Genomic DNA, 22579 nt, shown 5'->3' on the forward strand with positions numbered 1-22579 from the left:
GCGCGACCGCCGCGCCGGCGCCGGCGCCGCCCGCCCGGCCCGCGGCGCACTGGCGCTGATCGGGGCGCTGATGCTGGTCTCGGCCGCGATCCGCGTCGGGGCCGATCTCGACGGGTTCGGCCTCGATCCCGGCGCGCTCCGTGTCGCATTCGCGCCGGACGGGGGCGGCCTCGCGCCGGCGCCAGCTGCCGTGCCGCCGTCCATCGGCGCCGCCACCGCGCTGGCCCCGCCGGCGGAGGGCGCGGGGGCGCCGGCCCCGTCCGCCGCCGCCAAGACGGCGTCCAAGACGGGCTCCGAGACCGCCGTCCGGGCCGGGTCGGAGGCCAAGCGGGCCGAAGCCGGCGCGCTCCTCACCGCGCTGAAGGACCGCGAGGCCCGGCTGGCGGCGCGCGCACGCGAGCTCGACCTCCGCCAGCAGGCCCTGAACGTCGCGGAGGAGGAGATCCGCGCCCGCATCGCGGCGCTGGAAGCGGCGGAGACGCAGCTGCGCGACACCATCGCCCTGGCGCGCGAGGCCGCGGAACAGGATCTCGGGCAACTGACCGAGGTCTATGCCCGGATGAAGCCGAAACAGGCCGCCGCGCTCTTTGCCGAAATGGACCCGTCCTTCGCCGCCGGGTTCCTGGCCCGCATGCCGCCGGACGCCGCGGCGGCGATCCTGGCCGGGCTCGACCCGGCGCTGGCCTACACGATGAGCGTCATGTTGGCCGGCCGCAACGCCGAGGTGCCGCGCTGAGCTTGCCCCCGCCCGGCGCCGCGCCTAGCCTTCCCGCGACGGCGCCGGGCGGCGCCCGCAACAGGCCGGGAACGGGGGGCATGGATGCGAGTGGCGATGTGGTCGGGGCCGCGCAACCTGTCGACGGCGCTGATGTATGCCTTCGCCAACCGCGCCGATTTCCACGCCGTGGACGAGCCGTTCTACGCCGCCTACCTGGCCCGGACCGGGCTCGCCCACCCGATGCGCGAGGCGATCCTCGCAGCCCAGGACCAGGATCCGGAGGCGGTGGTGGCGCAGCTTCTCGGCCCGGTGCCGGGCGGGCGGCCGCATGTCTATCACAAGCACATGGCGCAGCACATGATCCCGGGGCTCCCCCGCGGCTGGATCGCCGAGTGCGTCAACGTCTTCCTGATCCGCCACCCGGCCCGGGTGGTGGCGAGCTTCGCGGCGAAATACGAGAACCCGAGGCTCGAGGATATCGGCTTCGTCCAGCAGGCCGAACTCCATGACGGGCTCGTCGCCGCCGGCGCGCGCCCGGTGGTGATCGATTCGGCGGCGATACGGCGCGACCCCGAGACCATGCTGCGCCGACTCTGCGCCGCCATCGGGCTGCCCTTCGACCCGGCCATGCTGGCCTGGCCGGCCGGGCCGAAGCCGGCGGACGGGGTCTGGGCGCCGGTCTGGTACCGCGCGGTGCACGCCTCCACGGGCTTTGCCGGGCCCGAAGGCCCGCTGCCCGAGCTCGACGGCGCCGCTGCCCGGCTCGCCGCCGCGGCGCTGCCGGCCTACGAGGCGCTGCGCGCCCGGGCGCTCTGAGCCGGCCGCGCCCGGCTCAGCGCCAGGCGGCGATCATCCGGCGTGCCAGCTCGCCCATGTCACCCGCCACCACGTCGGGTTCGGGCAGGTCCTCGACCGGCAGCAGCGCGTTGTGCGGCCGGGTCACCATGGCGCCGCGGCAGCCCGCCGCCTGGGCGCCGGCGGTGTCCCAGAGATGGCAGGCGACGAGGCAGAGATTGTCCATCCCGGTGTCCAGATCCTCGGCCACCAGGCGGTAGCATTCCGGCGCCGGCTTGAAGCGGCGCACCGCGTCGATGCTGTAGGAGCGCTCGAAATACTGCGCCAGCCCTGCCTTCTCGAGCGGCGTGGGCTGCGGCCCGGGGTTGGAATTGGTCAGCGTCACCAGCCGGAAGCCGGCGTCGCGCAGCGCCTCCAGCGCCGGGGCGGCGTCGGCATGGGCCGGCATCGAGGTCACGCGCTCCTTCAGCTCGGCCAGGTCGTCCTCGGTGATCGGCCGGTCGTGGATCGTGCCGGTCATCCGCAGCACCGCGGCGCCCAGCGTGCCGAACGGCGCGTAGCGCCCGGCCAGCGTCATGGTCTGGGAATAGAGGATCAGCTGCGCGAACCATTCCCGCATCATGTGGCCGGAGCCGAAGAGCCGCTCGAAGAGCGGCTCGAGATGGGTCAGGTCGAGCAGGGTCTCGTTGACGTCGAAGACCAGGATCTCGGGGTGGCGCGCATCGGCCATCGGGAACTCCTCCTTGGGGCGCCGGGCTCAGCCGGCGATGTCGCGGACCAGGTCGGGCCGCGGGAAACAGGTGGCGGGGCGGCCCTGCGCCTCCTGCCAGCGGCCGATCGAGCGGCGGGTCTTGAAGCCCGGCAGGCCGTCGGCGCCGCCGACATCGTGGCCCGCAGCCTCGAGCGCGCGCTGCAGCCCGGCGATGTCGGAGCGCAGCATGCGGCCGACATCGCCCCAGGGCGCGGCGAAATTCCCCGTCCCGTAGGCGATGCGGTCGCCGACATGGCCGACGAAGAGCGCGTAGAGATCGCTCATGTTGTAATCCTTGAGGACGTAGAAGTTGGGCGTCACCACGAAGGCCGGCCCGTGCCGCCCGGCGGGCATCATCAGGTAGCCCTCGCCGGCCAGCTCGTTGTCGGGGAAGGGACGGCCGGAGACCCGGGTGATGCCCATCGCGGCCCATTCGGCGATCGGGCGGCCCTGGTCGGGGCCCTCGAGGCTGCAGGACACAGAGTCGGGCACCCGCACCTCGAAGCCCCAGTCGCGCCCCGCCACCCAGCCGTGTTCGGCCAGGTAGCGGGCGATCGAGGCGATGGTGTCGGCTTCCGAGCGCCAGATGTCGGCGCGGCCGTCGCCGTCGCCGTCGGCGGCGTAGCGCAGGAAGCTCGTGGGCATGAATTGCGGCTGGCCGAGCGCGCCGGCCCAGCTCGACTTCATCGCCGCGGCCGGGGCGTGGCCGGCCTCGGCGATCTCCAGCGCGGCGACCAGCTCGCCGGTGAAATACTCCGCCCGGGTCGACATGAAACCCTTGGTGCCGAGCACCCGGAAGGCATCGTGCGGGATCGCGGCGCGGCCATAGGCGCTTTCGCGGCCCCAGATCGCCAGCACGATATGGCCGGGCACCCCGGTCGCGGCCTCGGCGCGGGCGAGCGCGGTGGCGTGGCGCCCGGCCATCCGTCGGCCGGTGGCGGCGGCGCCCTCGACGGCCCCGGCGGCGAAATACTTCGACGGCGCGCCGAATTCCGATTGCCGCTGCGCCTGCTCGGCGCGGGGCGGGCTGCCGGGCGGCACCAGGTCGGGCAGCGACCAGTCGAGCGCCACCTCGGCGAAGGCCGCCTCGAAGGTCGGGCGGGAGACGCCGCGGGCCGCGGCGCGGGGCCAGACGCTGTCCTCGAGCCAGGCGCGGAACTGTCCTTCCACCGCGGCGCGGTCCTGGGCCAGGGCCGGCGGCACGGCCGCGGCGGCGAGGGCGAGGGCGAGGGCGAGGACGCGCAGCAGCATGGCAGCTCCGGAGGACGGGGATCGGGTCTGGCGGAGCCTAGGGCGGGGGCCGGGGTTTGTCCCGCGCTGGCGGCAAATTTTCCCGCGCGCCTCAGGCCGGCTCCAGCGCGGCGCGGGCGGCGGCGCGGACCTCGCGGGTCAGCCCGGCCAGCTGGTCGTCGGCCAGCCGGTTGATCTGCCAGACCAGCGGGCGGTCGAACGGGGCGCCCGGCGCGAGGTCCACGAGGCTGCCGCGGGCGATGTGCGGATCGGCCAGCCGGGCCGGGTTCAGCGCCCAGCCCATGCCGGCCAGGCTGCCCTCGAGAAACGCCTGGGTGGAGGGCAGCCAATGCGTCGGGAAGGCGAGGTCGCGGCCGAAGACCCGGCGCGCCCAGCTCTGCTGCAGCCGGTCCTTGCGGTCGAAGGTCAGGGCCGGCGCCCGTTTCAGCGCCGCCGCGGTCACGCCCTCGGGGAAGTGCCGCGCCACGAAGCCGGGGCTGGCGGTGGCGCGGTAGCGCAGCGCGCCGAGCGGGGTGGCGCGGCAGCCCTGGACCGGGCGCGCATGCGCGGTCACCGCCGCCGTCACCCGCCCGGCCCGGAGCCAGTCGGCGGTGTTTTCCTCGTCGTCCACGGCGAGGTTGAAGAGGCAGCTGCCCTCGGCGGCATAGGCGGCGAGCGCCGGCATCAGCCAGGTGGCGAGGCTGTCGGCATTGGTGGCGACGGTCAGCGTCACGCGCGCGCCGCCGGACGGGGCGAGCTCGGGCAGGCGGGCCAGCAATTCGCTCTCCAGCAGCCCGACCCGCTCCATGTGCCGGCAGAGCTTCTGGCCCTTGGGGGTGGGCGTGCAGGGCTGGCCGCGCAGGATCAGCACCGCGCCCAGCCGTTCCTCGAGATGGCGCACCCGCTGCGACACCGCCGAGGACGTGACGCCGAGCGCCTGGGCGGCGCGCTCGAAGCTGCCGGTCCGCACCACTTCGGCCACGGCGCGCGCGGCGGCGTAATCGATCACGTGAAGTTTTCCTTAACCGGCATCACCAAACTTAAATTGTCTAAGTCCTGCGCCGCATCTAGGACAAGCCGGAAATCTGAACCAGGACCGGATCGCCGCGCATGGATTTCACCGTCTTTCTCACCGGGCTGATGATGGGGCTCGGGCTGATCGTGGCGATCGGCGCGCAGAACGCCTTCGTGTTGCGCCAGGGGCTGCGGGGCGAGCATGTCTTCGCCGTCTGCCTGGCCTGTGCGGCCTCGGACGCGGTGCTGATCGCGGCCGGCGTCGCGGGGTTCGGCAGCATGGCGGCGGCACTGCCCTGGCTCGCCCCGGCGATGCGCTTCGGCGGCGCCGCCTTCCTGCTCTGGTACGGCGCCCGCAGCCTGCACGCGGCGCTGCGCTCGGAGGCCGCGCTGACCGCCGATCCGGCGCGTCCCGCCGCCGGGCTCGGCCGCACGCTGGCCGCCTGCCTCGCCATCACCTGGCTGAATCCGCATGTCTATCTCGACACGGTGGTGCTGCTGGGCTCGGTGGCGGCGCAGTTCGAGGGCCAGCGCGCGGCCTTTGCCGGCGGCGCCATCAGCGGCTCCTTCGGCTTCTTCTTCGCGCTGGGCTACGGCGCGGCGCGGCTGCGCCCGGTCTTCGCCCGCCCGGGCGCCTGGCGCGCGCTCGAGGGCGCGGTGGCGCTGGTCATGTGGGCGATCGCCGCGCGCTTGCTCCTCGGAGCGTGAGCGGCATAGTGGCAGCCGATCGCCGCGCGGCCGCCGCGGCCCCGGGCAAGGGAGCCCCCAGATGACGCTGTTCACAGGTCTTTCCGCCTTTCCCCTGACGCCACTCGATGCCGAGGTGCGGGTGATGCCCGACCTGCTGGGCCGGTTTCTCGACCGCATCGTCGCGGCGGGGGTCGATTCGGTGGGTCTTCTCGGCAGCACCGGAGGCTATCCCTATCTCGACCTCGACGATCGCAAGCGGGTGCTGCGGCTGGCGCTGGAGCGCATCGAGGGCCGGCTGCCGGTGATCGTGGGCGTGGGAGCGCTGCGCACCGACCAGGCGGTGGACCTCGCGCGGGACGCGGACGCGGCCGGGGCGCAGGGGCTGCTGCTGGCGCCGGTCTCCTACCAGCCGCTGACCGAGGAGGAGGTGTTCCGGCATTTCGAGGCGGTGGCCGGCGCCACCGATCTGCCGCTCTGCATCTACAACAATCCCGGCACCACGCATTTCACCTTCGGGACCGAGCTGATCGCGCGGCTGGCCGATCTGCCGACCGTCGCGGCGGTGAAGATGCCGCTGCCCGCGGGCGACGATTTCGCCGGCGATCTGGCGCGGCTGCGCGCGGTGACGCCGCCCGACTTCTCGATCGGCTATAGTGGCGACTGGGGCTGCCGCGCCGCGCTCGAGGCCGGGGGCGCCTGCTGGTACAGCGTCGCGGCCGGTCTTCTGCCGGCCGAGACGCTGGCCCTGGCGCGCGCGGCGCAGGGCGGCGACCGGGCGCGGGCCGACGCGCTCGACCGCGCCTTCGCGCCGCTCTGGGAGCTGTTCCGCCGCCATGGCAGCTTCCGGGTCATGCACGACCTCGCCCGGCTCACCGACGGCGCCGGGATCGCGCCGCCGCGGCCGCTGCTGCCGATCCCGCGGGCGGCGGCGGACCGGCTGCCGGACGCCCTGGCCCAGGTGCGGGCGGCGGTCCCGGCCTGAGCGGTGCCGGCGCGCGCCTGCCGCGGCGTCCGCTCGGCTCTTGCGGGAGTGCCGCGAAAAGCGTATTTGCCGGCCATGGAACGCATCTTCGACATGGACGACCGCGCGCGCCTGCCCTGGCGGTTCTACGGCGCCACGCATTCGGTTCTCGCCCGCCTATGAGCGCGCTCCGCGCCGCCCGTCGCCCGGGCCGGCGCGCCTCGACGTTCCCAAGCCATTTTACGCCAAGGGAGAGGACCGATGTCCCCCAAGACGCTCTATGACAAGATCTGGGATGCCCATCTCGTGCACGAGGCCGAGGACGGCAGCGCCCTGCTCTACATCGACCGCCACCTGGTCCACGAGGTGACCAGCCCGCAGGCCTTCGAGGGCCTGCGCATGGCCGGCCGCAAGGTGCGCGCGCCCGAGAAGACCATCGCGGTGCCGGATCACAACGTGCCCACCGACGAGAACCGCGCCAAGGTGATCGACAACGAGGAGAGCCGCATCCAGCTCGAGGCGCTGGACCGCAACGCGCGCGATTTCGGCGTGCATTACTACCCGGTCTCCGACGTGCGCCAGGGCATCGTGCACATCGTCGGCCCGGAGCAGGGCTGGACCCTGCCGGGCATGACCGTGGTCTGCGGCGACAGCCACACCGCGACGCATGGCGCCTTCGGCGCGCTGGCCCACGGCATCGGCACGTCGGAGGTCGAGCACGTGCTGGCGACCCAGACGCTGATCCAGTCGAAGTCGAAGAACATGAAGGTGGAGATCACCGGCACCCTGCCGCCGGGCGTCACCGCCAAGGACATCACGCTCACCGTGATCGGCCGCACTGGCACCGCCGGCGGCACCGGCTACGTCATCGAATATTGCGGCGAGGCGATCCGCCAGCTTTCCATGGAAGGCCGCATGACGGTCTGCAACATGGCCATCGAGGGCGGCGCCCGGGCCGGTCTCATCGCCCCGGACGAGACCACCTTCGACTATATCAAGGGCCGCCCGCACGCGCCGAAGGGCGCCCAGTGGGAGGCCGCGCTGGCCTGGTGGAAGACGCTGTTCTCGGACGATGACGCGCAGTGGGACAAGGTCGTGACCATCGACGCCTCGGAGATCGAGCCGGTGGTGACCTGGGGCACTTCGCCCGAGGACGTGCTGCCGATCACCGCCGAGGTGCCGGCGCCGGAGAGCTTCTCCGGCGGCAAGGTCGCGGCGGCCAAGCGCTCGCTCGACTATATGGGGCTGACGCCGGGCCAGAAGCTGGCCGAGATCGAGATCGACACGGTCTTCATCGGCTCCTGCACCAACGGCCGGATCGAGGATCTGCGCGAGGTCGCCAAGATCATGAAGGGCCGCAAGGTCAAGGACGGGCTCCGGGCGATGATCGTGCCGGGCTCGGGCCTGGTGCGCGCCCAGGCCGAGGAGGAGGGCATCGCCCAGCAGCTGATCGAGGCCGGTTTCGAATGGCGCATGGCGGGCTGCTCGATGTGCCTCGGCATGAACCCCGACCAGCTGAAGCCGGGCGAGCGCTGCGCCTCGACCTCGAACCGCAATTTCGAAGGCCGTCAGGGCCGCGGCGGCCGCACCCACCTCGTCTCCCCGGCGATGGCCGCGGCGGCGGCGATCACCGGCCGCCTGACCGACGTGCGCACGCTCGCCGGCGACGCAATCCCGGCCTGAGGAGAGACCAGATGGACAAGTTCGACAAACTCACCGGGATCGCGGCGCCGCTGCCGATCGTCAATGTCGACACCGACATGATCATCCCCAAGCAGTTCCTGAAGACGATCAAGCGCACGGGTCTCGGCAAGAACCTCTTCGACGAGATGCGCTATGACGACCACGGCAACGAGGTCCCCGACTTCGTGCTCAACCGGCCGCAATACCGCGACGCCGAGATCCTCGTCGCGGGCGACAATTTCGGCTGCGGCTCGAGCCGCGAGCACGCGCCCTGGGCGATCAAGGATTTCGGCATCCGCTGCGTCATCGCGCCCAGCTTCGCCGACATCTTCTTCAACAACTGCTTCAAGAACGGCATCCTGCCGATCGTGCTGCCGCAGGAGCAGGTCGACCTGCTGATGACGGATGCCGAGAAGGGCCAGAACGCGCGCATGACCGTCGATCTGGAGGCCCAGACGGTGACCAGCTCGGACGGCGAGGTCATCCGCTTCGAGATCGACCCGTTCCGCAAGCACTGCCTGCTCAACGGTCTCGACGACATCGCGCTGACGCTCGAGAAGGCCGCGGCGATCGACGCCTTCGAGAGCGGCGCGGCCCAGGCCCGTCCCTGGGTCTGACCCGACGCTGCCGCGCCATGACCGGGCCGCCGCGGAAATCGCGGCGGCCTTTCGCGTTCCGCCACAACATCTTGTCGTTGCCGCCGGAGGCGCCGCGTCAGTTGATGCAGGCATGCATCACGCGGAATGCGTTGTTAACCATTTTGCCGCGCCCCGCGCCGGCCGCGCTTGAGCCCGCGGCGCCACCGGGGCAGGATTGAGGCAAGATTGGGGCAAGCTGCCGTATTGGTGGCGCAGGAGCGGGACAAGGTGGCGGCATCGCATCGCCTCCGACCGGACCGAAAGGAAAGAGCAGTGATCGACCGCATCGCCGGCGCGGCTACGCGCGCCGTCCTTGTCGCTGGGCTGATCGCCCTGCCGGCCCTCGCCCTTCCGGGCGTGCCCAACGACATGGCGCAGATCGTGGCGCTGGCGGCGCTGCTGGCGGCGATCCTGGCCTTCGTGGAATATGTCGGGCCGGTGGCCAGCGTTATCGAGTTCCGCGCCGCGCCGCCGTTCAACCGGCTGCGCTTTGCCGCACTCTTCGCGGTGGTGGGCCTGCTGACGCTCCTGGTGCGCCATGCCGGGGCCGGCATCCCGGTGGCCGGCCCGCTCGAGGCCCTGGGCGGCGGCATCGGCCGGCTGCTCGACTTCCCGTTCTCCCCGGTGCGGCTGGTGCTGCTGATCCTGCCGGCCTCGGTCGATCCCGCCCATGCCGCGCTGGTGCGCGCCGCCGCCGGGCTGTCGCTGGCCGTGGCCGTGGCCACCGCGGCGCTCTTCGTGGTGCTGATCCGGGTGATGAACTGGCCGATCCGCCGCCGCGCCTTCAACGTCTGGGTCAACCTGCCGATGTTCGACCCGACCGCCGGCGGCGACGTGCTCTATCGTCTGAAACGCGACGCCCACGTTAACGTCGCCTTGGGATTCCTGCTGCCATTCCTGATTCCGGCGGTGGTCAAGGCCAGCGCCGCGATCAGCGGCACGGCGCCGCTGACCGAACCGCTGGCACTGGTCTGGACGATGAGCGCATGGGCCTTCCTGCCGACAAGCCTGCTGATGCGGGGCGCCGCGCTGATGCGCGTCTCCGAACTGATCGAGGAAAAGCGCCGGCGCGCCTACGCGCAGTCGCAGCACTTGCAGCCGGTCTGATCCTGGCCGCGGCGCTGGCCGCGCCGCCCCGCGCCGCCGCCGACGAAAGCGTTCTGCGCATCGCCACCTGGAACGCCGCGTTGACCCGCAAGGGGCCGGGGCTGCTGCTGCGCGATCTCGAGCGCGGCGCCGAGGACCTGGCAGCACCGGTCGCCGCCATCGCCGCGCTCGATCCCGACATCCTGCTGCTCACCGATCTCGATTACGACCTCGAGGGCCGCGCCCTGGCGGCGCTGGCCGGGCGGCTCGCCGCGGCGGGCGCGGCCTATCCGCACCGCTTCGCGCTGCGCCCCAATACCGGCATGGCCACGGGGCGCGATCTCGACGGCGACGGAAGGCGCGGCCAGCCGCGCGACGCCCAGGGTTACGGCTGGTTCGCCGGCGAGGGCGGGCTGGCCCTGCTGTCCCGCCTCGCCGTGGAGCCCGAGGCGGTGCGCGACCTGTCGGACCTGCTCTGGGCCGATCTTCCGGGCAGCCTGATCGCCCCCGACGATCCCGGACACGACATCCAGCGCCTGTCCTCGACGGCGCATTGGCTGGTACCGCTGCGCGCCGCGGAGGGCGGGCGGCTCTGGCTCGGGGCGTTCCACGCCACGCCGCCGGTCTTCGACGGGCCCGAGGACCGCAACGGGCGGCGCAACCACGACGAGGTGGCGCTCTGGCAGCGGCTGCTCGACGGCGCGCTCGGCGACCCGCCGCCGCCGCCGCCGCTGGTGATCCTCGGCAACGCCAATCTCGATCCCGAGCGCGGCGCCGGCCGGCGCGGCGCCATCCGCGCGCTGCTCGACGACCCGCGGCTGCAGGACCCGCTCCCCGGCGCCGCCACCGTCGACTGGGGCGGCGGCACCGGCGAGATGCGGGTGAGCTACGTGCTGCCCTCGGCCGATCTGGCGGTGCGGGGCGCCGGCATCGCGCCGCCGGTGCCGGGCCAGCGCCACCGTCTGGTCTGGGTCGACCTGGCCTGGCCTTCGGCAGCGGAGGGCCCGGATTCTTGACGCCGGGTCGCGCTTCGCCTACCCGAAGCGCCGACCCTCACCTGCACAAGGACGGCCCAACCATGCCCACCCCCTCGCTCCTCATCCTGCCCGGCGACGGGATCGGCCCGGAAGTCATGGCCGAGGTCCGCAAGATCGTCGACTGGTTCGGCGACAAGCGCGGCCTGCGCTTCGAGGTCAGCGAGGATCTGGTCGGCGGCGCCGCCTATGACGCGCATGGCACGCCGCTCGCCGACGCGACCATGGCCAAGGCGCAGGAGGTCGATGCCGTGCTGCTGGGTGCCGTCGGCGGCCCGAAATACGACGCGCTCGACTTCTCGGTGAAGCCCGAGCGCGGCCTTTTGCGGCTGCGCAAGGAGATGGATCTCTTCGCCAACCTGCGTCCGGCCCAGTGCTTCGACGCGCTGGCCGATTTCTCCTCGCTGAAGAAGGACGTGGTGGCCGGTCTTGACGTCATGATCGTGCGCGAACTGACGTCGGGGGTCTATTTCGGCGAGCCCCGCGGCATCTTCGAGGAGGGCAACGAGCGCGTCGGCGTCAACACCCAGCGCTACACCGAGAGCGAGATCGAGCGCGTGGCGCGCTCGGCCTTCGAACTGGCGATGAAGCGCGGCAAGAAGCTGTGCTCGATGGAGAAGGCCAACGTGATGGAATCCGGCGTGCTCTGGCGCGAGGTGGTGACCCGCGTCGGCGCCGATTACCCCGAGGTCGAGCTCAGCCACATGTACGCCGATGCCGGCGCCATGCAGCTGACCCGCTGGCCCAAGCAGTTCGACGTGATCGTCACCGACAACCTGTTCGGCGACCTGCTCTCGGATCTCGCGGCGATGCTGACCGGCTCGCTCGGCATGCTGCCCTCGGCCTCGCTCGGCGCGCCGATGGCCAATGGCCGGCCCAAGGCGCTCTACGAGCCGGTGCACGGCTCCGCGCCCGACATCGCCGGCCAGGGCAAGGCCAACCCGATCGCCTGCATCCTGAGCTTCGCCATGGCGCTGCGCTACAGCTTCGACCAGGGCGACGAGGCGAGCCGCCTCGAGCGCGCGGTCGAGGCGGTGCTGGCCGACGGTCACCGCACCGCCGACCTGCTGGGCGAGGAAGGCCGCGCGCCGGTCTCGACCTCGGAGATGGGCGACGCGGTTCTGGCGGCGCTCGACGCCAGCCTCTGAGCCGGCGGACCATCCGCGAAGGAAGCACGGGCCGGAGCGCGGAACGCTCCGGCCCGCCCTGCGTCAGAGCCGCTCGAAGGCCAGCGCGATGCCCTGGCCGCCGCCGATGCACATGGTGACCAGCGCGCGCTTGCCGCCGATCCGCTCGAGCTCGTAGAGCGCCTTCACCGCGAGGATCGCGCCGGTGGCACCCACCGGATGGCCGAGCGCGATGGCGCCGCCGTTGGGGTTCACCCGGGCCGCGTCGAGCCCCAGGCCCTTGTTCACCGCCAGCGCCTGCGCCGCGAACGCCTCGTTCGATTCGATGACGTCGAAATCGCCCGCCGACAGGCCGGTGCGCTCCAGCAGCCGCTCCACCGCCGGCACCGGGCCGATGCCCATGACCTCGGGGCGCACGCCGGCATGGGCATAGCCCAGGATGCGGGCCCGCGGGGTCAGCCCGGCGCGCTCCGCCGCCTCGCCGCGGGCCAGGACCAGCGCCGCGGCGCCGTCATTGATGCCGCTGGCATTGCCGGCGGTGACGCTGCCGTCCTTCTGGAAGACCGGCTTCAGCCCGGCGAGCTTCTCGAGGCTGGTCTGCTTGGGGTGCTCGTCGGTCTCGATGGCCACCATGTCGCGCTTCACCCGCACCTCGACCGGCACGATCTGCTCCTTGAAGCGGCCTTCGGAGATCGCCCGGGCGGCGCGCTCCTGGCTCTCCATGGCAAAGGCGTCCTGGGCGTCGCGGGAAATGTCGTGCTCGGCGGCGACGTTCTCGGCGGTGACGCCCATATGGCCGGTGCCGAACGGGCAGTTCAGCGCCCCCAGCATCATGTCGAGGGTGCGGATGTCGCCCATCTTGGCGCCCCAGCGCTGGTCCGGGACGATGTAGGGCGAGCGCGACATGTTCTCGGCGCCGCCGGCCAGCGTCATGTCGGCATCGCCGAGGCTCAGCGCCTGGATCGCCGAGACCAGCGCCTGGGCGCCGGAGCCGCACAGCCGGTTGACGTTCATCGCCGGCACGGTGTCGGGAATGCCCGCCTGCATCGCCGCGACGCGGCTCAGATACATGTCGCGCGGCTCGGTGTTGATGACGTGGCCGAACACCACCTGGCCGATCTGGCCGCCCTCGACGCCGGCCCGCTCGAGCGCCGCCTTCGTTGCGGTCGCGGCCAGGTCGATCGGCGGCGTCGCAGCGAGCGCGCCGCCGAAGGTGCCGATGGCGGTGCGGGCGCCGGACAGGATGACGATGTCGTCGCGCATGGAAGTCTCCCTTGTGTTCGGGCGGACAATGACCCGCCGGGAAGGGATTGTCAGGTGCGACGTTCCGTCCGGGACGCTAGCCCGTCATTGCGTGCCGGGGCCGCTTTCCGTCTCGGGCGCGGTCTCGGCATCGTCGGGCGCCGGGCCGGATCCGGCATCGGTTTCGGAGCCCGACGCGTCCGCGCCGCCCTCCGCCGGCTCAGCCGGGGCCGCCCCGTCGCCGTCACCGCCGTCTTCGGCCGCGCCGCCGCCCAGCGCGGCGATGATGGCGACGCGGATCTCGGGTTCGGAAATCCCCGAATAGGGCTTCATGTTGTGCCCCGGGACCACCGCGTCGGGATCGGCGATGAAGCGGTCGAGGCTGTCCTCGTCCCATTCGAACCCGGCCCCGGCCATGGCCGAACTGTACTGGTAGCCCTCCGCGGCCCCGGCGGGACGGCCGATGATGTCGTGCAGGTTGGGGCCGAGACGGTTGTCGCCCTCGTCGCGCGAATGGCAGGTCCGGCAATGGTTGTTGAAGGCCACGTCGGGATCGCTGTCCTCCTGGGCCGAGAGCGTCAGGGGCAGCAGGGCGAGCGGGGCGGCGAGCAGTAATCTGGCCATGGGTCTCCTCCTCGGTTGACCCTTGGGAAACCTGCCCGCCGGGCGCCGCGTTCCCGTCCCCCCGGGCCGCGGGCCGCGCCTGCGGCGGCCAGCCGCTCATTCCTCGCGCCGGGTCGCCAGGACCGAGCCGTCGAGCACGCGCACCTCGCGCTGCGGGAACGGGATCGAGATGCCGTGCTCCTTGAAGGCGTCCCAGAGCGCCAGGAAGACGTCGCCGCGGATGTTGGTCAGACCCTCCACCGGGTCGCGGATCCAGAAGCGCAGCACGTAATCCACCGAACTGTCGCCGAAGCCGGTGATGTGGCAGACCGGGGCGCGCCCCGCCAGCACCCGCGGCGTCGCCTTGCAGGCCGCCACGGCGATCCGCCGCACGGCGTGCGGATCGTCGCCGTAGGCGGTGCCGAAATGCAGGTCGATGCGGACGAAATCGTTGGAATGCGACCAGTTCACCACCTGCCCGGTGATCAGGTCCTCGTTCGGGATCAGGTATTCCTTGCCGTCCCGCGTGGTGATCGAGACGTAGCGGGCGCCCAGCGAATTGATCCAGCCGAACGTGTCTCCGATGGAAATCACGTCGCCCGGCTTCACCGACTTGTCGAGCAGGATGATGATGCCCGAGACGAGGTTCGAGACGACCTTCTGCAGCCCGAAGCCCAGGCCCACGCCGATGGCGCCGGAGAGCACCGCGAGCCCGGTGAGATCGACGCCGACGAGCTTCAGGGCCAGGAAGAAGGCGGCGCCGTAGAGCGCCACCTGCAGCACCTTCACCGCCAGCACCTGCATCGAGGGCGAGATGTCCTCGTTGCGCCGGATGCGGGCGGCGGAGGAGGAGGACAGGAACCGCGCCGCGGTGAAGAGCACCGCCAGCATCACCACCGCCTGCAGCACGATCCAGGCCGAAAGCCGGGTCTCGCCCAGCGTGATGGCGAGGCTGTCGAGCGCGTTCCGGGCCTCGTCCAGCAGCCCGAGGATCGACAGCGTCACCCAGGCCCAGGCGCCGTAGCGCACCAGCGTGGCCAGCACCGGGTTGCCGATCAGCCGCGTCGCGAAGGCGATCACCAACCAGGCGGTGGCCAGTTCGGCCACCACCCCCAGCAGGTAGGAGCGCGACGGCCAGGTGACCTCGCGCATCAGCCAGTAAGCGGTCCAGACCAGCGCCACGAAGATCAGCATGCGCAGACGGCGGTGGATCAGCACCAGCGCCCGCATCCGCCATTTCGCCCAGCCCTCGCGGCTGCGCATCCAGTCGTACAGGCGGGGCCTGAAGAGGGCGGCTAGCAGATGCGCCAGCACGAACAGCGCCACGGCGATGGCGATCTGGTAGGCGTTCCACGGCCGCAGCAGGGATTCGAGGAACAGCTGGCCCTGCGACAGGAGGGCGCGCAGCACGCCCTCGATCCGGGCCAGGGTCTCGGTCTCGTCCATTCTCCTCCGCCCGCCGCCCCGGCGGCATCCCTCGTCCCCGTTGCCTGCCAAAATGGCGCATCTGCCGCACAAGGAAACACATTCCGCCGGCGCGGAACGACTGGGGCGGTGGCGGGTTCGCAACTCGGGGCCGGCGGGCCCCGCGACGCACACGCAGGATGGCGCGGATGTCCGACAGCAAGCACACACCATATTGGGGGGCGCGGCCCGGCCGCGGCGATCTCTGGCAGGTCTCGGTCTGGGCCCCCGAGGCGGCGGCGCTGACGCTGCATCTGGAGGAGGAGCGGCTGCCGATGGCGCGGACCGAGGCCGGCTGGCACATGGCCGAGGTCACGGCGCGGGCCGGGGCACGCTACGCCTTCGACCGCGACGGCCAGGTCCTGCCCGACCCGGCCGCGCGCGCCCAGGCGGGCGAGGTTGCCGGCGCCTCGTTGCTGGTCGACCCGCGCGCCTTCCCGCGCGAGGCCTGGCCGGGGCGGCCCTGGCGCGAGGCGGTGATCCTCGAGCTGCATGTCGGCACCTTCACCGAGGAGGGCACGCTGGCCGCCGCGGCGCGCCGGCTGGCCGGGCTGGCCGAGCTCGGCATCACCGCGGTCGAGCTGATGCCGCTGGCGCAGTTCGCGGGCGACCGCGGCTGGGGCTATGACGGCGTGCTGCCCTACGCCCTGCACCCCGCCTATGGCCGGCCGCAGGATCTGGCCGCCTTCATCGCCGAGGCGCACCGGCACGGGATCATGGTGCTGATCGACGCGGTCTACAATCATTTCGGGCCCGAGGGGAACGTGCTGAGCCAGCTCTGCCCGTCCTTCTTCGACGAGTCCCGGCACACGCCGTGGGGCGCGGCGATCGCCATCGACCGCCCCGAGGTGCGCGCCTTCTTCCTCCAGAACGCCGAGATGTGGCTGCGCGATTACGGTGCCGACGGGCTCCGGCTCGACGCGGTGCACCAGATCGGCGCGCCGGGCGAGACCGAGTTCCTCACCGATCTGGCGGCGCATGTCGCGGGGCTTGAGCTGGGGCGCGAGGTCCACCTTGTCACCGAGGACGAGCGCAACCTGGTCAGCTACGTCGACGCCGACAGCGTGCTGCGGGCGCAGTGGAACGACGATTACCATCACGCCGTGCATTGCCTGCTGACCGGCGAGGCGCAGAGCTACTACGCCCCCTTCGCGGCGGATCCCTTCGGCGACCTCGTGCAGGCGCTGGGCGAGGGGCAGGTCGACCAGGGCCAGGCGCGGCCGGCCGGGGCGGAGCCGCGCGGCGAGCCCTCGGCGCACCTGTCGCCGCTGCATTTCGTCAACGCCAACCAGACCCACGACCAGATCGGCAACCGGGCGCTGGGCGAGCGGCTGATCGCGCTCTCCGATGCCGAGACGATGCGCGTTCTGCACGCGCTGCTGCTTCTGTCGCCCTACATCCCGATGCTGTTCATGGGCGAGGAGGAGGGCGCGCAGGCCCCGTTCCGCTTCTTCACCGACTTCCACGGCGATCTCGCCGAGGCGGTGCGCAAAGGGCGGCGGTCGGAATTCCCGGAATTCGCCGACCACAAGGAAGACATCCCCGACCCCAATGCTTTCGCCACCTTCGCGGCCTCGCGGCCCTATGCCAGCCCGGCGCCCGACGCCGCCGAGTGGCGCGGCCTGACGCGCGAGCTTCTCGACCTGCGGCGCCGCCACGTGCTGCCGCTTCTGGCCAGCGGCTGGCGCGGCAGCCGGGCGGAGCGGACCGGCGCCGGCGCGCTCCGGGCGCGTTGGGACTTTGCAGGCGGGCCGCTGGAGATCACATTCGGTATAAACGATGTGCCGCCCGCGCTTTCGGACGGGGTGGCACCAATCTTCGACATCGCGGCCGGCAAGGCGGGGCTGCGGGCCGGAACGGGAGAGACGGCATGACCGACGTGGCGAGCTACCGGGTGCAATTGCGGGACGGCTGCGATTTCGCCGCCGTCGAGCGGCGGCTCGATCACATCGCGGGCCTCGGCGCCAGTCACCTCTACCTGTCGCCGATCCTGACTGCGGCGCCGGGCTCGACGCATGGCTACGACGTCACCGACCCGACCGAGATCGACCCGGCGCTGGGCGGCCGCGCCGGGTTCGAGGCGCTGGCCCGGGCGGCCGGGGCGCGCGGGCTGCAGGTCATCCTCGACATCGTGCCGAACCACATGGCCTTCGGGCTCGACACGCCGTGGCTCTGCGACGTCATGCGGCACGGCCGCGGCAGCCGCCATGCCGCGGTCTTCGACATAGACTGGGAGGCCGGGCCGCTGGTCCTGCCCTGGCTCACCCGGCCGCTGCACGACGCCGCCGCCGAGGGCGCGGTGCGGGTCGCGGACGGCCATCTCGAGGTCGACGGGCTGCGCGTGCCGCTGCGTCCGGACAGCGAAGGGACGGAGGGCGCGCTCGACGTCCAGGCCGCCGAGGCCCTGCACCGCGAGCAGCATTGGCGGCTGGTGCCCTGGCAGCTCGAACGCGACAGCATCACCCACCGCCGGTTCTTCAGCGTCACCGGCCTGATCGGGGTCCGGGTCGAGGACGAGGAGGTGTTCCGCGACACCCATGACTGCGTGCTGTCGCTGATCCGCGACGGGCTGGTACAGGGGCTGCGGGTCGATCATGTCGACGGGCTGGTCGATCCCGGCGCCTACCTGGCGCGGCTGCGCAAGGCCGCCCCCGACGTGCCGGTCTGGATCGAGAAAATCCTCGTCACCGGCGAGACGCTGCCGGCCTGGCCGGTGGTGGGGACCACCGGCTACGAGGCCGCGGCGGTGATCGGGCGCATGCTGACCGAGCCGGCCGGGCTGGGCGAGATCGACCGGCTCTGGCGCGAGGGCACCGGTCAGGAGGGCGATTTTCACGCCAGCGTCGAGGAGGCCAAGCGCGAGGTTCTGACCGACGAGCTGGCCGCCGAGCTGCGCCAGCTGGGCGGCATGGCGGCGGCGGCGGCGGAGGCGGCGGGCTTCGTGGCCGGGCCGGAAATGCTCCGCGAGGCGCTGACCGAGCTGCTGGTGGCGTTCCCGCGCTACCGCTCCTACATCACCGATCACGCCTCCGAGGACGATCGCCGGCTCTGGCGCGACAGCGCCCGGCGCGCCGCCGAGCAGGTCCGCAGCGCCGAGGTGATCGACTGGATCGTGGACACCATCCTGGCGGTCGAGACCGCGCCCGCGCGGCGCCTCGCGCAGCGCCTGCAGCAGGTCACCGGGGCGCTCATCGCCAAGGCCCACGAGGACACAGCGGGATTCCGCTTCAACCGCTACCTCGCGGCCAACGAGGTCGGCGCCGATCCCGACCTGCCGGTCAGCCCCGAGGCCGACATCCGCGCCTTCCTCGAGGACCGCGCGGCGCATTGGCCGCAGGCGCTGACGCTGGGGTCGAGCCACGACACCAAGCGCAGCGAGGATGCCCGCGCCAGGCTGATCGCCATGAGCCACGCCCCGGACGCCATCGCGGCGCTCTGGCGCGATGCCGCGGACCTGCCCGACAGCGATGGGCTCGACGCCAATCGGCGCTTCTACGCTTTGCAGATGGCGCTGGCGCTCTGGGGCGAGCCGGACGCCGCCGCGCGGGTCGGCGCGCACATGGTCAAGGCGCTGCGCGAGGGCAAGGAGATCAGCTTCTGGACCGCTCCCGACGAGGCCCGCGAGGGCCGGTTCGTGGCCTGGGCTACGGCGCTGCTGGACCGCTGGGACGCGCGGCGCCCGGCAGAGCTGCTCAGGCTCTGCCGGATCGGCGCGGCGCTGGCGCTGCGCGAGGTCGCACTGCGCTGCCTGTGTCCCGGCATGCCCGACATCTACCAGGGCGGCGAGGCGCCGCTGCTGCAGCTGACCGATCCCGACAACCGCCGCGCGCCGGACTGGCAGGCGCTCACCGCCGCGCCCGGGAACGGCGAGGATTTCGCCGCGCTGAAGGGCGACCTTCTGCGCAGCCTGCTGGCGCTCCGGCGGGCGCGGCCGCAGCTCTTTGCCGAGGGCAGTGCCGTGTGGCGGGAGAACGGCTCCTCGGCCGAGCTCCGGCGCGAACATGACGGCGCCGCCTGCATCCTCCGGCTGGTCTCCGCGGCGCCCGAGCCCGGCGCCCACTGGGCCCATTGGGACGCCGAGACGGGGCTTGGTCTGACCATCTATTGCACGGACAGAATGTAAGCGCTGGCAACGGTTTCGCCGGAACCGATCACCGCACTGAACGGTTTGATCCGCGTCCAGAGAGTGACCTGCGGAGACCCCAGACATGAGCTATGCGGACCGCAAGGATCGCAGCCCCGAGGCTGCGGTCGGCAAACGCCCCTCGCCCGAAACCATGGACGTCCTGCCGGTGCTGCTGGCCGGAGGGCAGGGGTCGCGCCTGCACGAGCTGACCTCGGATCTCTGCAAGCCCGCCGTGCCGTTTCTCGGCGATGTGCGCATCGTCGATTTCACCATGGAGAACCTGGTGGAATCCGGCTTTGACCGGGTGGTCGTCGCCACCCAGTACCGCGCCGAGCCGCTGGAGGAGCATCTGCACAAGGTCTGGCGCAAGAAGATGCGCCCGGCCGGCATGCTGATCCGCAACGCCGTGCGCATCAGCGGGCGGCCCGATGCCTCGCGCGGGACCGCCGACGCGCTGCGGCTGAGCCTGGCCGAGATCGACCGGATCGCGCCGCGCGAGGTGCTGGTCCTCGCCGCCGACCATGTCTACCGCATGGATTACCGCCCGATGATCGCCGCCCACCGCGCCGCCGGCGCCCGGCTGACCGTGGCGGCCGACATGGTCCCGCGCGCCGAGGCCTCGGCCTTCGGGGTTCTGGCCGCCGACGATGCCGGACGGGTGACGGCGTTCGTGGAGAAGCCGGCCAACCCTCCGGCCGCCGCGGGCCATCCCGACAGCGCCTTTGCCAGCATGGGGATCTACGTCATCGACTGGGCCTGGCTGCGGGCGCTGCTGTCGGAGCGCGAGGACGTGCTCGATTTCGGCCATGACGTGGTGCCGGTTGCGGTCGCCGCGGGCAGCTGCCGCGTGCACGCGCCGGGCGAGGCGGCGCCGTTCTACTGGCGCGATGTCGGCACGCTCGACGCGCTGCGCCTCGCGGCGCTGGAATTCGCCGCCGAGGTGCCGCCCTTCCCGTTGCCGCGCAGCCGTGCCCGGGGATCCCGGGGCGGCTGGGCCGAGATGTCGGAGCGCCTGACCTGCCAGGACAGCCTGGTGATGTCGGGCAGCATGGTGTCGGCCGGAGCGCTTCTGTCGAACTGCATCGTCGCACCGGGCTGCGTGCTGCCCTTCGGCACGGTGATCGGCGTCGATGCCGCCGAAGATGCCCGCTGGTTCCGGCGCACCGAGCAGGGCACGGTGCTGGTCACGGCGAATATGCTGCAGGCGCGAAACCAAGCGCGCACCGGCGGCGTTGATCCCGGGTCGGCCTGACATTCCGTCGGGCGGGTTCGTGTGCCGAACGGGCCGTTTGATGGAGTGAAGCCAAAGTGACTCTTCCCGAATTCGACAAGGGAGCCGCCTTCGCGCATCGCATGGGGGCGGAATTCGATGGCGAGGGCACCAATTTCGCGCTGTTCAGCGACCACGCCGAACGCGTCGAGTTGTGCCTTTTCGACGAGGGGGGCGCCGAGACCCGCGTCGACCTGCCCGAGATGGAGGGCGGGGTCTGGTTCGGCTACCTGCCGGGGATCGGCCCGGGGCAGCGCTACGGCTACCGGGTGCACGGCCCCTACGCGCCCGACCAGGGCCACCGCTTCAACCCGAACAAGCTGCTGATCGACCCCTATGCCCGGCAATTGTCGGGGCTGCTGGAATGGAACGACGCGCTGTTCGGCTATGACGTCGCGACTGGCGACGACACGACCTTCGACACCCGCGACAGTGCCCCCTTCATCCCCAAATGCTTCGTCACCGACCCGGCCTATGACTGGGACGCCGACCGGGCGCTGAACATCCCGTGGCGCGACACGGTGATCTACGAGGCCCACGTCAAGGGCCTGACGATGCAGCGCGAGGACGTGCCGGCGGATCTGCGCGGCACCTTCGCCGGCCTCGCCTCGGAGCCGATGATCGAGCATCTGCAGAAACTCGGGGTGACCGCCATCGAGCTTCTGCCGGTGCATTCCTTCCTGCAGGACCGGCACCTGGTGGAGAAGGGGCTGGCGAATTACTGGGGCTACAACACGCTGAACTTCTTCGCCCCCGAGCGGCGCTACCTGCGCTCCGGCGAATGGGGCGAGATCAAGGACGCCATCACCCGGTTCCACGCCGCCGGCATCGAGGTGATCCTCGATGTGGTCTACAACCACACCGCCGAGGGCTCGGAACTGGGGCCGACCCTGTCGTTCCGCGGCATCGACAATGCCAGCTACTACCTTCACGGCGACAACATGCGGCACTGCTACGACACCACCGGCTGTGGCAACACGGTCAACGTGGCACATCCGATGGTGTTGCGCATGGTGCTCGACAGCCTGCGGCACTGGGTCCAGGAGATGCATGTCGACGGCTTCCGCTTCGATCTCGCCTCGACCCTCGGCCGCGAGGCCTCGGGCTTCGAACGCGAGGGCAACTTCTTCGCCGCGATCCGGCAGGACCCGATCCTCGCCGGGGTCAAGCTGATCGCCGAGCCCTGGGATATCGGCGATGGCGGCTACCAGGTCGGCGGCTTTCCCTGGCCGTTCCGGGAGTGGAACGACAAGTTCCGCGACGACACCCGCAGCTTCTGGCGCCGCGACGGCGGCCGCAAGGGCGCGCTGGCCGAGCGCCTGACCGGATCGCCGGTGCAGTTCGACCATTCCAACCGGCCGGCGACCTCGTCGATCAACTTCGTCGCGGCGCATGACGGCTTCACGCTCTGGGACACCGTGTCCTACGCCGAGAAGCACAACGAGGCCAACGGCGAGGACAACCGCGACGGCCACGACAACAACCTGTCCGACAACATGGGCATCGAGGGCGAGACCGAGGACGCGGGCGTCATGGCGGCCCGCTGCCGCCGCGCCCGGGCGATGCTGTCGACGCTCTTCCTGTCGCGCGGCGTGCCGATGCTGCTGGCCGGGGACGAGATCGGCAACAGCCAGTCCGGCAACAACAACGCCTATTGCCAGGACAGCGAGATCGGCTGGATCGACTGGGCGACGGGACGGGACGGCTTGGCCGAGACGGTGGCCGAACTGGCGGCGCTGCGGCGCGCGCACCCGATCCTCTGCGGCACCCGCTTCGCCAACGGCACCGCCATCGACTGGTTCGACGCCAACGGCACGGAGATGTCCGAAGGCGCCTGGGGCGACGACGACGCGCCGCTGACGATGAAGCTGGAAAACGCCGAGGAGGCGCTGCTGATCGTCATCAATGGCGGCGACGATGCCGAGGTGACGCTGCCCGCCGGGCCGTGGCGGGAAATCTTCGTGTCCGAGCCGGGCAGCGCGAGCCTGACCGGCGCGGTGCTGTCGATGGGTTGGCAGACCGTGGCGGTGCTGGCACCGGCGGAGCCGGTGGCGCCCGCCGCCTGACCCGCGCCGAAAGCCGGCGTCCGGCACCCGCGCCGGAAGCCGGCGCCCTGCAAACGAAAACGGCGGGCCCGGGGGCCCGCC

General features: G+C 71.9%; 19 protein-coding genes. 13 read left to right on the plus strand and 6 right to left on the minus strand.

Annotated features, from left to right (window positions below):
- On the plus strand, nt 1-736 hold a 736-nt coding region (locus tag ACXYMW_RS15855; RefSeq protein WP_459036303.1), incomplete at its 5' end, for a MotE family protein.
- A gap of 84 nt (nt 737-820) precedes the next feature.
- Nucleotides 821-1534: a sulfotransferase-like domain-containing protein gene (locus ACXYMW_RS15860; RefSeq protein WP_459036304.1), complete on the plus strand. Its 714-nt coding sequence runs from the start codon at nt 821-823 to the stop codon at nt 1532-1534.
- A gap of 16 nt (nt 1535-1550) precedes the next feature.
- Here the strand turns inward: ACXYMW_RS15860 and ACXYMW_RS15865 are convergent, their stop codons facing one another.
- The 3 genes from ACXYMW_RS15865 to ACXYMW_RS15875 form a co-directional block, all read right to left on the minus strand.
- The gene (locus ACXYMW_RS15865) at nt 1551-2243 is read right to left on the minus strand and encodes a haloacid dehalogenase type II (RefSeq protein WP_459036305.1); all 693 of its coding nucleotides are present in this window, start codon (nt 2241-2243) and stop codon (nt 1551-1553) included.
- A gap of 27 nt (nt 2244-2270) precedes the next feature.
- On the minus strand, nt 2271-3515 hold the full coding sequence (locus tag ACXYMW_RS15870; protein WP_459036306.1) for a lytic murein transglycosylase: 1245 nt from the start codon (nt 3513-3515) through the stop codon (nt 2271-2273).
- 91 nt (nt 3516-3606) lie between these two features.
- Nucleotides 3607-4503, minus strand: a complete 897-nt coding sequence (locus ACXYMW_RS15875; RefSeq protein WP_459036307.1) for a LysR family transcriptional regulator ArgP — start codon at nt 4501-4503, stop codon at nt 3607-3609.
- A 101-nt stretch (nt 4504-4604) separates the two neighbouring features.
- On the opposite strand from ACXYMW_RS15875, the gene ACXYMW_RS15880 reads away from it, so the two are divergent.
- From ACXYMW_RS15880 to leuB, 7 genes are all read left to right on the plus strand, one after another.
- Entirely contained in the window at nt 4605-5216 is a 612-nt protein-coding gene (locus tag ACXYMW_RS15880; protein ID WP_459036308.1) for a LysE/ArgO family amino acid transporter, read from the plus strand.
- A gap of 61 nt (nt 5217-5277) precedes the next feature.
- Entirely contained in the window at nt 5278-6180 is a 903-nt protein-coding gene (locus ACXYMW_RS15885) for a dihydrodipicolinate synthase family protein (RefSeq protein WP_459036309.1), read from the plus strand.
- A gap of 240 nt (nt 6181-6420) precedes the next feature.
- Nucleotides 6421-7842 (plus strand): 3-isopropylmalate dehydratase large subunit, encoded by a 1422-nt coding sequence (gene leuC / locus ACXYMW_RS15890; protein WP_459036310.1) that lies wholly within the window; start codon nt 6421-6423, stop codon nt 7840-7842.
- 11 nt (nt 7843-7853) lie between these two features.
- On the plus strand, nt 7854-8459 hold the full coding sequence (leuD, locus tag ACXYMW_RS15895) for a 3-isopropylmalate dehydratase small subunit (protein WP_459036311.1): 606 nt from the start codon (nt 7854-7856) through the stop codon (nt 8457-8459).
- Nucleotides 8460-8753: 294 nt separating this feature from the next.
- Nucleotides 8754-9587 (plus strand): hypothetical protein, encoded by an 834-nt coding sequence (locus ACXYMW_RS15900; protein WP_459036312.1) that lies wholly within the window; start codon nt 8754-8756, stop codon nt 9585-9587.
- Nucleotides 9587-10582 (plus strand): endonuclease/exonuclease/phosphatase family protein, encoded by a 996-nt coding sequence (locus ACXYMW_RS15905; protein WP_459036339.1) that lies wholly within the window; start codon nt 9587-9589, stop codon nt 10580-10582. Before ACXYMW_RS15900 ends, ACXYMW_RS15905 begins: the two co-directional genes overlap by 1 nt.
- 62 nt (nt 10583-10644) lie before the next feature.
- On the plus strand, nt 10645-11748 hold the full coding sequence (gene leuB, locus ACXYMW_RS15910) for a 3-isopropylmalate dehydrogenase (RefSeq protein ID WP_459036313.1): 1104 nt from the start codon (nt 10645-10647) through the stop codon (nt 11746-11748).
- Nucleotides 11749-11811: 63 nt separating this feature from the next.
- Here the strand turns inward: leuB and ACXYMW_RS15915 are convergent, their stop codons facing one another.
- The 3 genes from ACXYMW_RS15915 to ACXYMW_RS15925 all read right to left on the minus strand — a co-directional run bounded on the left by ACXYMW_RS15915 (nt 11812) and on the right by ACXYMW_RS15925 (nt 15018).
- A complete protein-coding gene (locus ACXYMW_RS15915) occupies nt 11812-12990 on the minus strand; it encodes an acetyl-CoA C-acyltransferase family protein (RefSeq protein WP_459036314.1) in 1179 nt (392 codons plus the stop codon).
- An 84-nt stretch (nt 12991-13074) separates the two neighbouring features.
- Nucleotides 13075-13593 carry a c-type cytochrome gene (locus ACXYMW_RS15920; protein ID WP_459036315.1) on the minus strand — a complete coding sequence of 173 codons (519 nt, stop codon included), beginning with the start codon at nt 13591-13593 and terminating at the stop codon, nt 13075-13077.
- Nucleotides 13594-13689: 96 nt separating this feature from the next.
- Entirely contained in the window at nt 13690-15018 is a 1329-nt protein-coding gene (locus tag ACXYMW_RS15925) for a mechanosensitive ion channel family protein (protein WP_459036316.1), read from the minus strand.
- A 167-nt stretch (nt 15019-15185) separates the two neighbouring features.
- Between ACXYMW_RS15925 and treZ the strand changes: the two genes are divergently transcribed.
- The 4 genes from treZ (at nt 15186) to glgX (ending at nt 22498) form a co-directional block, all read left to right on the plus strand.
- Nucleotides 15186-16910 (plus strand): malto-oligosyltrehalose trehalohydrolase, encoded by a 1725-nt coding sequence (gene treZ / locus ACXYMW_RS15930; RefSeq protein ID WP_459036317.1) that lies wholly within the window; start codon nt 15186-15188, stop codon nt 16908-16910.
- On the plus strand, nt 16907-19159 hold the full coding sequence (gene treY / locus ACXYMW_RS15935) for a malto-oligosyltrehalose synthase (RefSeq protein ID WP_459036318.1): 2253 nt from the start codon (nt 16907-16909) through the stop codon (nt 19157-19159). Before treZ ends, treY begins: the two co-directional genes overlap by 4 nt.
- A gap of 85 nt (nt 19160-19244) precedes the next feature.
- Complete coding sequence (locus tag ACXYMW_RS15940) at nt 19245-20414, plus strand: sugar phosphate nucleotidyltransferase (RefSeq protein ID WP_459036319.1); 1170 nt, start codon at nt 19245-19247, stop codon at nt 20412-20414.
- 101 nt (nt 20415-20515) lie between these two features.
- Nucleotides 20516-22498, plus strand: a complete 1983-nt coding sequence (glgX, locus tag ACXYMW_RS15945; protein ID WP_459036340.1) for a glycogen debranching protein GlgX — start codon at nt 20516-20518, stop codon at nt 22496-22498.
- Nucleotides 22499-22579 lie beyond the last annotated feature (81 nt).

The organism is Roseivivax sp. CAU 1761 (assembly GCF_054482755.1).

Excerpts from the sequence above, each read along its gene's own strand:
- ACXYMW_RS15920 (WP_459036315.1), bottom strand. The coding sequence starts at position 13,593 with ATGGCCAGATTACTGCTCGCCGCCCCGCTCGCCCTGCTGCCCCTGACG.
- ACXYMW_RS15880 (WP_459036308.1), top strand. The coding sequence starts at position 4,605 with ATGGATTTCACCGTCTTTCTCACCGGGCTGATGATGGGGCTCGGGCTG.
- glgX (WP_459036340.1), top strand. The coding sequence starts at position 20,516 with ATGGGGGCGGAATTCGATGGCGAGGGCACCAATTTCGCGCTGTTCAGC.
- ACXYMW_RS15940 (WP_459036319.1), top strand. The coding sequence starts at position 19,245 with ATGAGCTATGCGGACCGCAAGGATCGCAGCCCCGAGGCTGCGGTCGGC.
- treY (WP_459036318.1), top strand. The coding sequence starts at position 16,907 with ATGACCGACGTGGCGAGCTACCGGGTGCAATTGCGGGACGGCTGCGAT.
- treZ (WP_459036317.1), top strand. The coding sequence starts at position 15,186 with ATGTCCGACAGCAAGCACACACCATATTGGGGGGCGCGGCCCGGCCGC.
- leuB (WP_459036313.1), top strand. The coding sequence starts at position 10,645 with ATGCCCACCCCCTCGCTCCTCATCCTGCCCGGCGACGGGATCGGCCCG.
- ACXYMW_RS15865 (WP_459036305.1), bottom strand. The coding sequence starts at position 2,243 with ATGGCCGATGCGCGCCACCCCGAGATCCTGGTCTTCGACGTCAACGAG.
- leuC (WP_459036310.1), top strand. The coding sequence starts at position 6,421 with ATGTCCCCCAAGACGCTCTATGACAAGATCTGGGATGCCCATCTCGTG.
- ACXYMW_RS15925 (WP_459036316.1), bottom strand. The coding sequence starts at position 15,018 with ATGGACGAGACCGAGACCCTGGCCCGGATCGAGGGCGTGCTGCGCGCC.
- ACXYMW_RS15885 (WP_459036309.1), top strand. The coding sequence starts at position 5,278 with ATGACGCTGTTCACAGGTCTTTCCGCCTTTCCCCTGACGCCACTCGAT.
- ACXYMW_RS15870 (WP_459036306.1), bottom strand. The coding sequence starts at position 3,515 with ATGCTGCTGCGCGTCCTCGCCCTCGCCCTCGCCCTCGCCGCCGCGGCC.
- ACXYMW_RS15915 (WP_459036314.1), bottom strand. The coding sequence starts at position 12,990 with ATGCGCGACGACATCGTCATCCTGTCCGGCGCCCGCACCGCCATCGGC.
- ACXYMW_RS15860 (WP_459036304.1), top strand. The coding sequence starts at position 821 with ATGCGAGTGGCGATGTGGTCGGGGCCGCGCAACCTGTCGACGGCGCTG.
- leuD (WP_459036311.1), top strand. The coding sequence starts at position 7,854 with ATGGACAAGTTCGACAAACTCACCGGGATCGCGGCGCCGCTGCCGATC.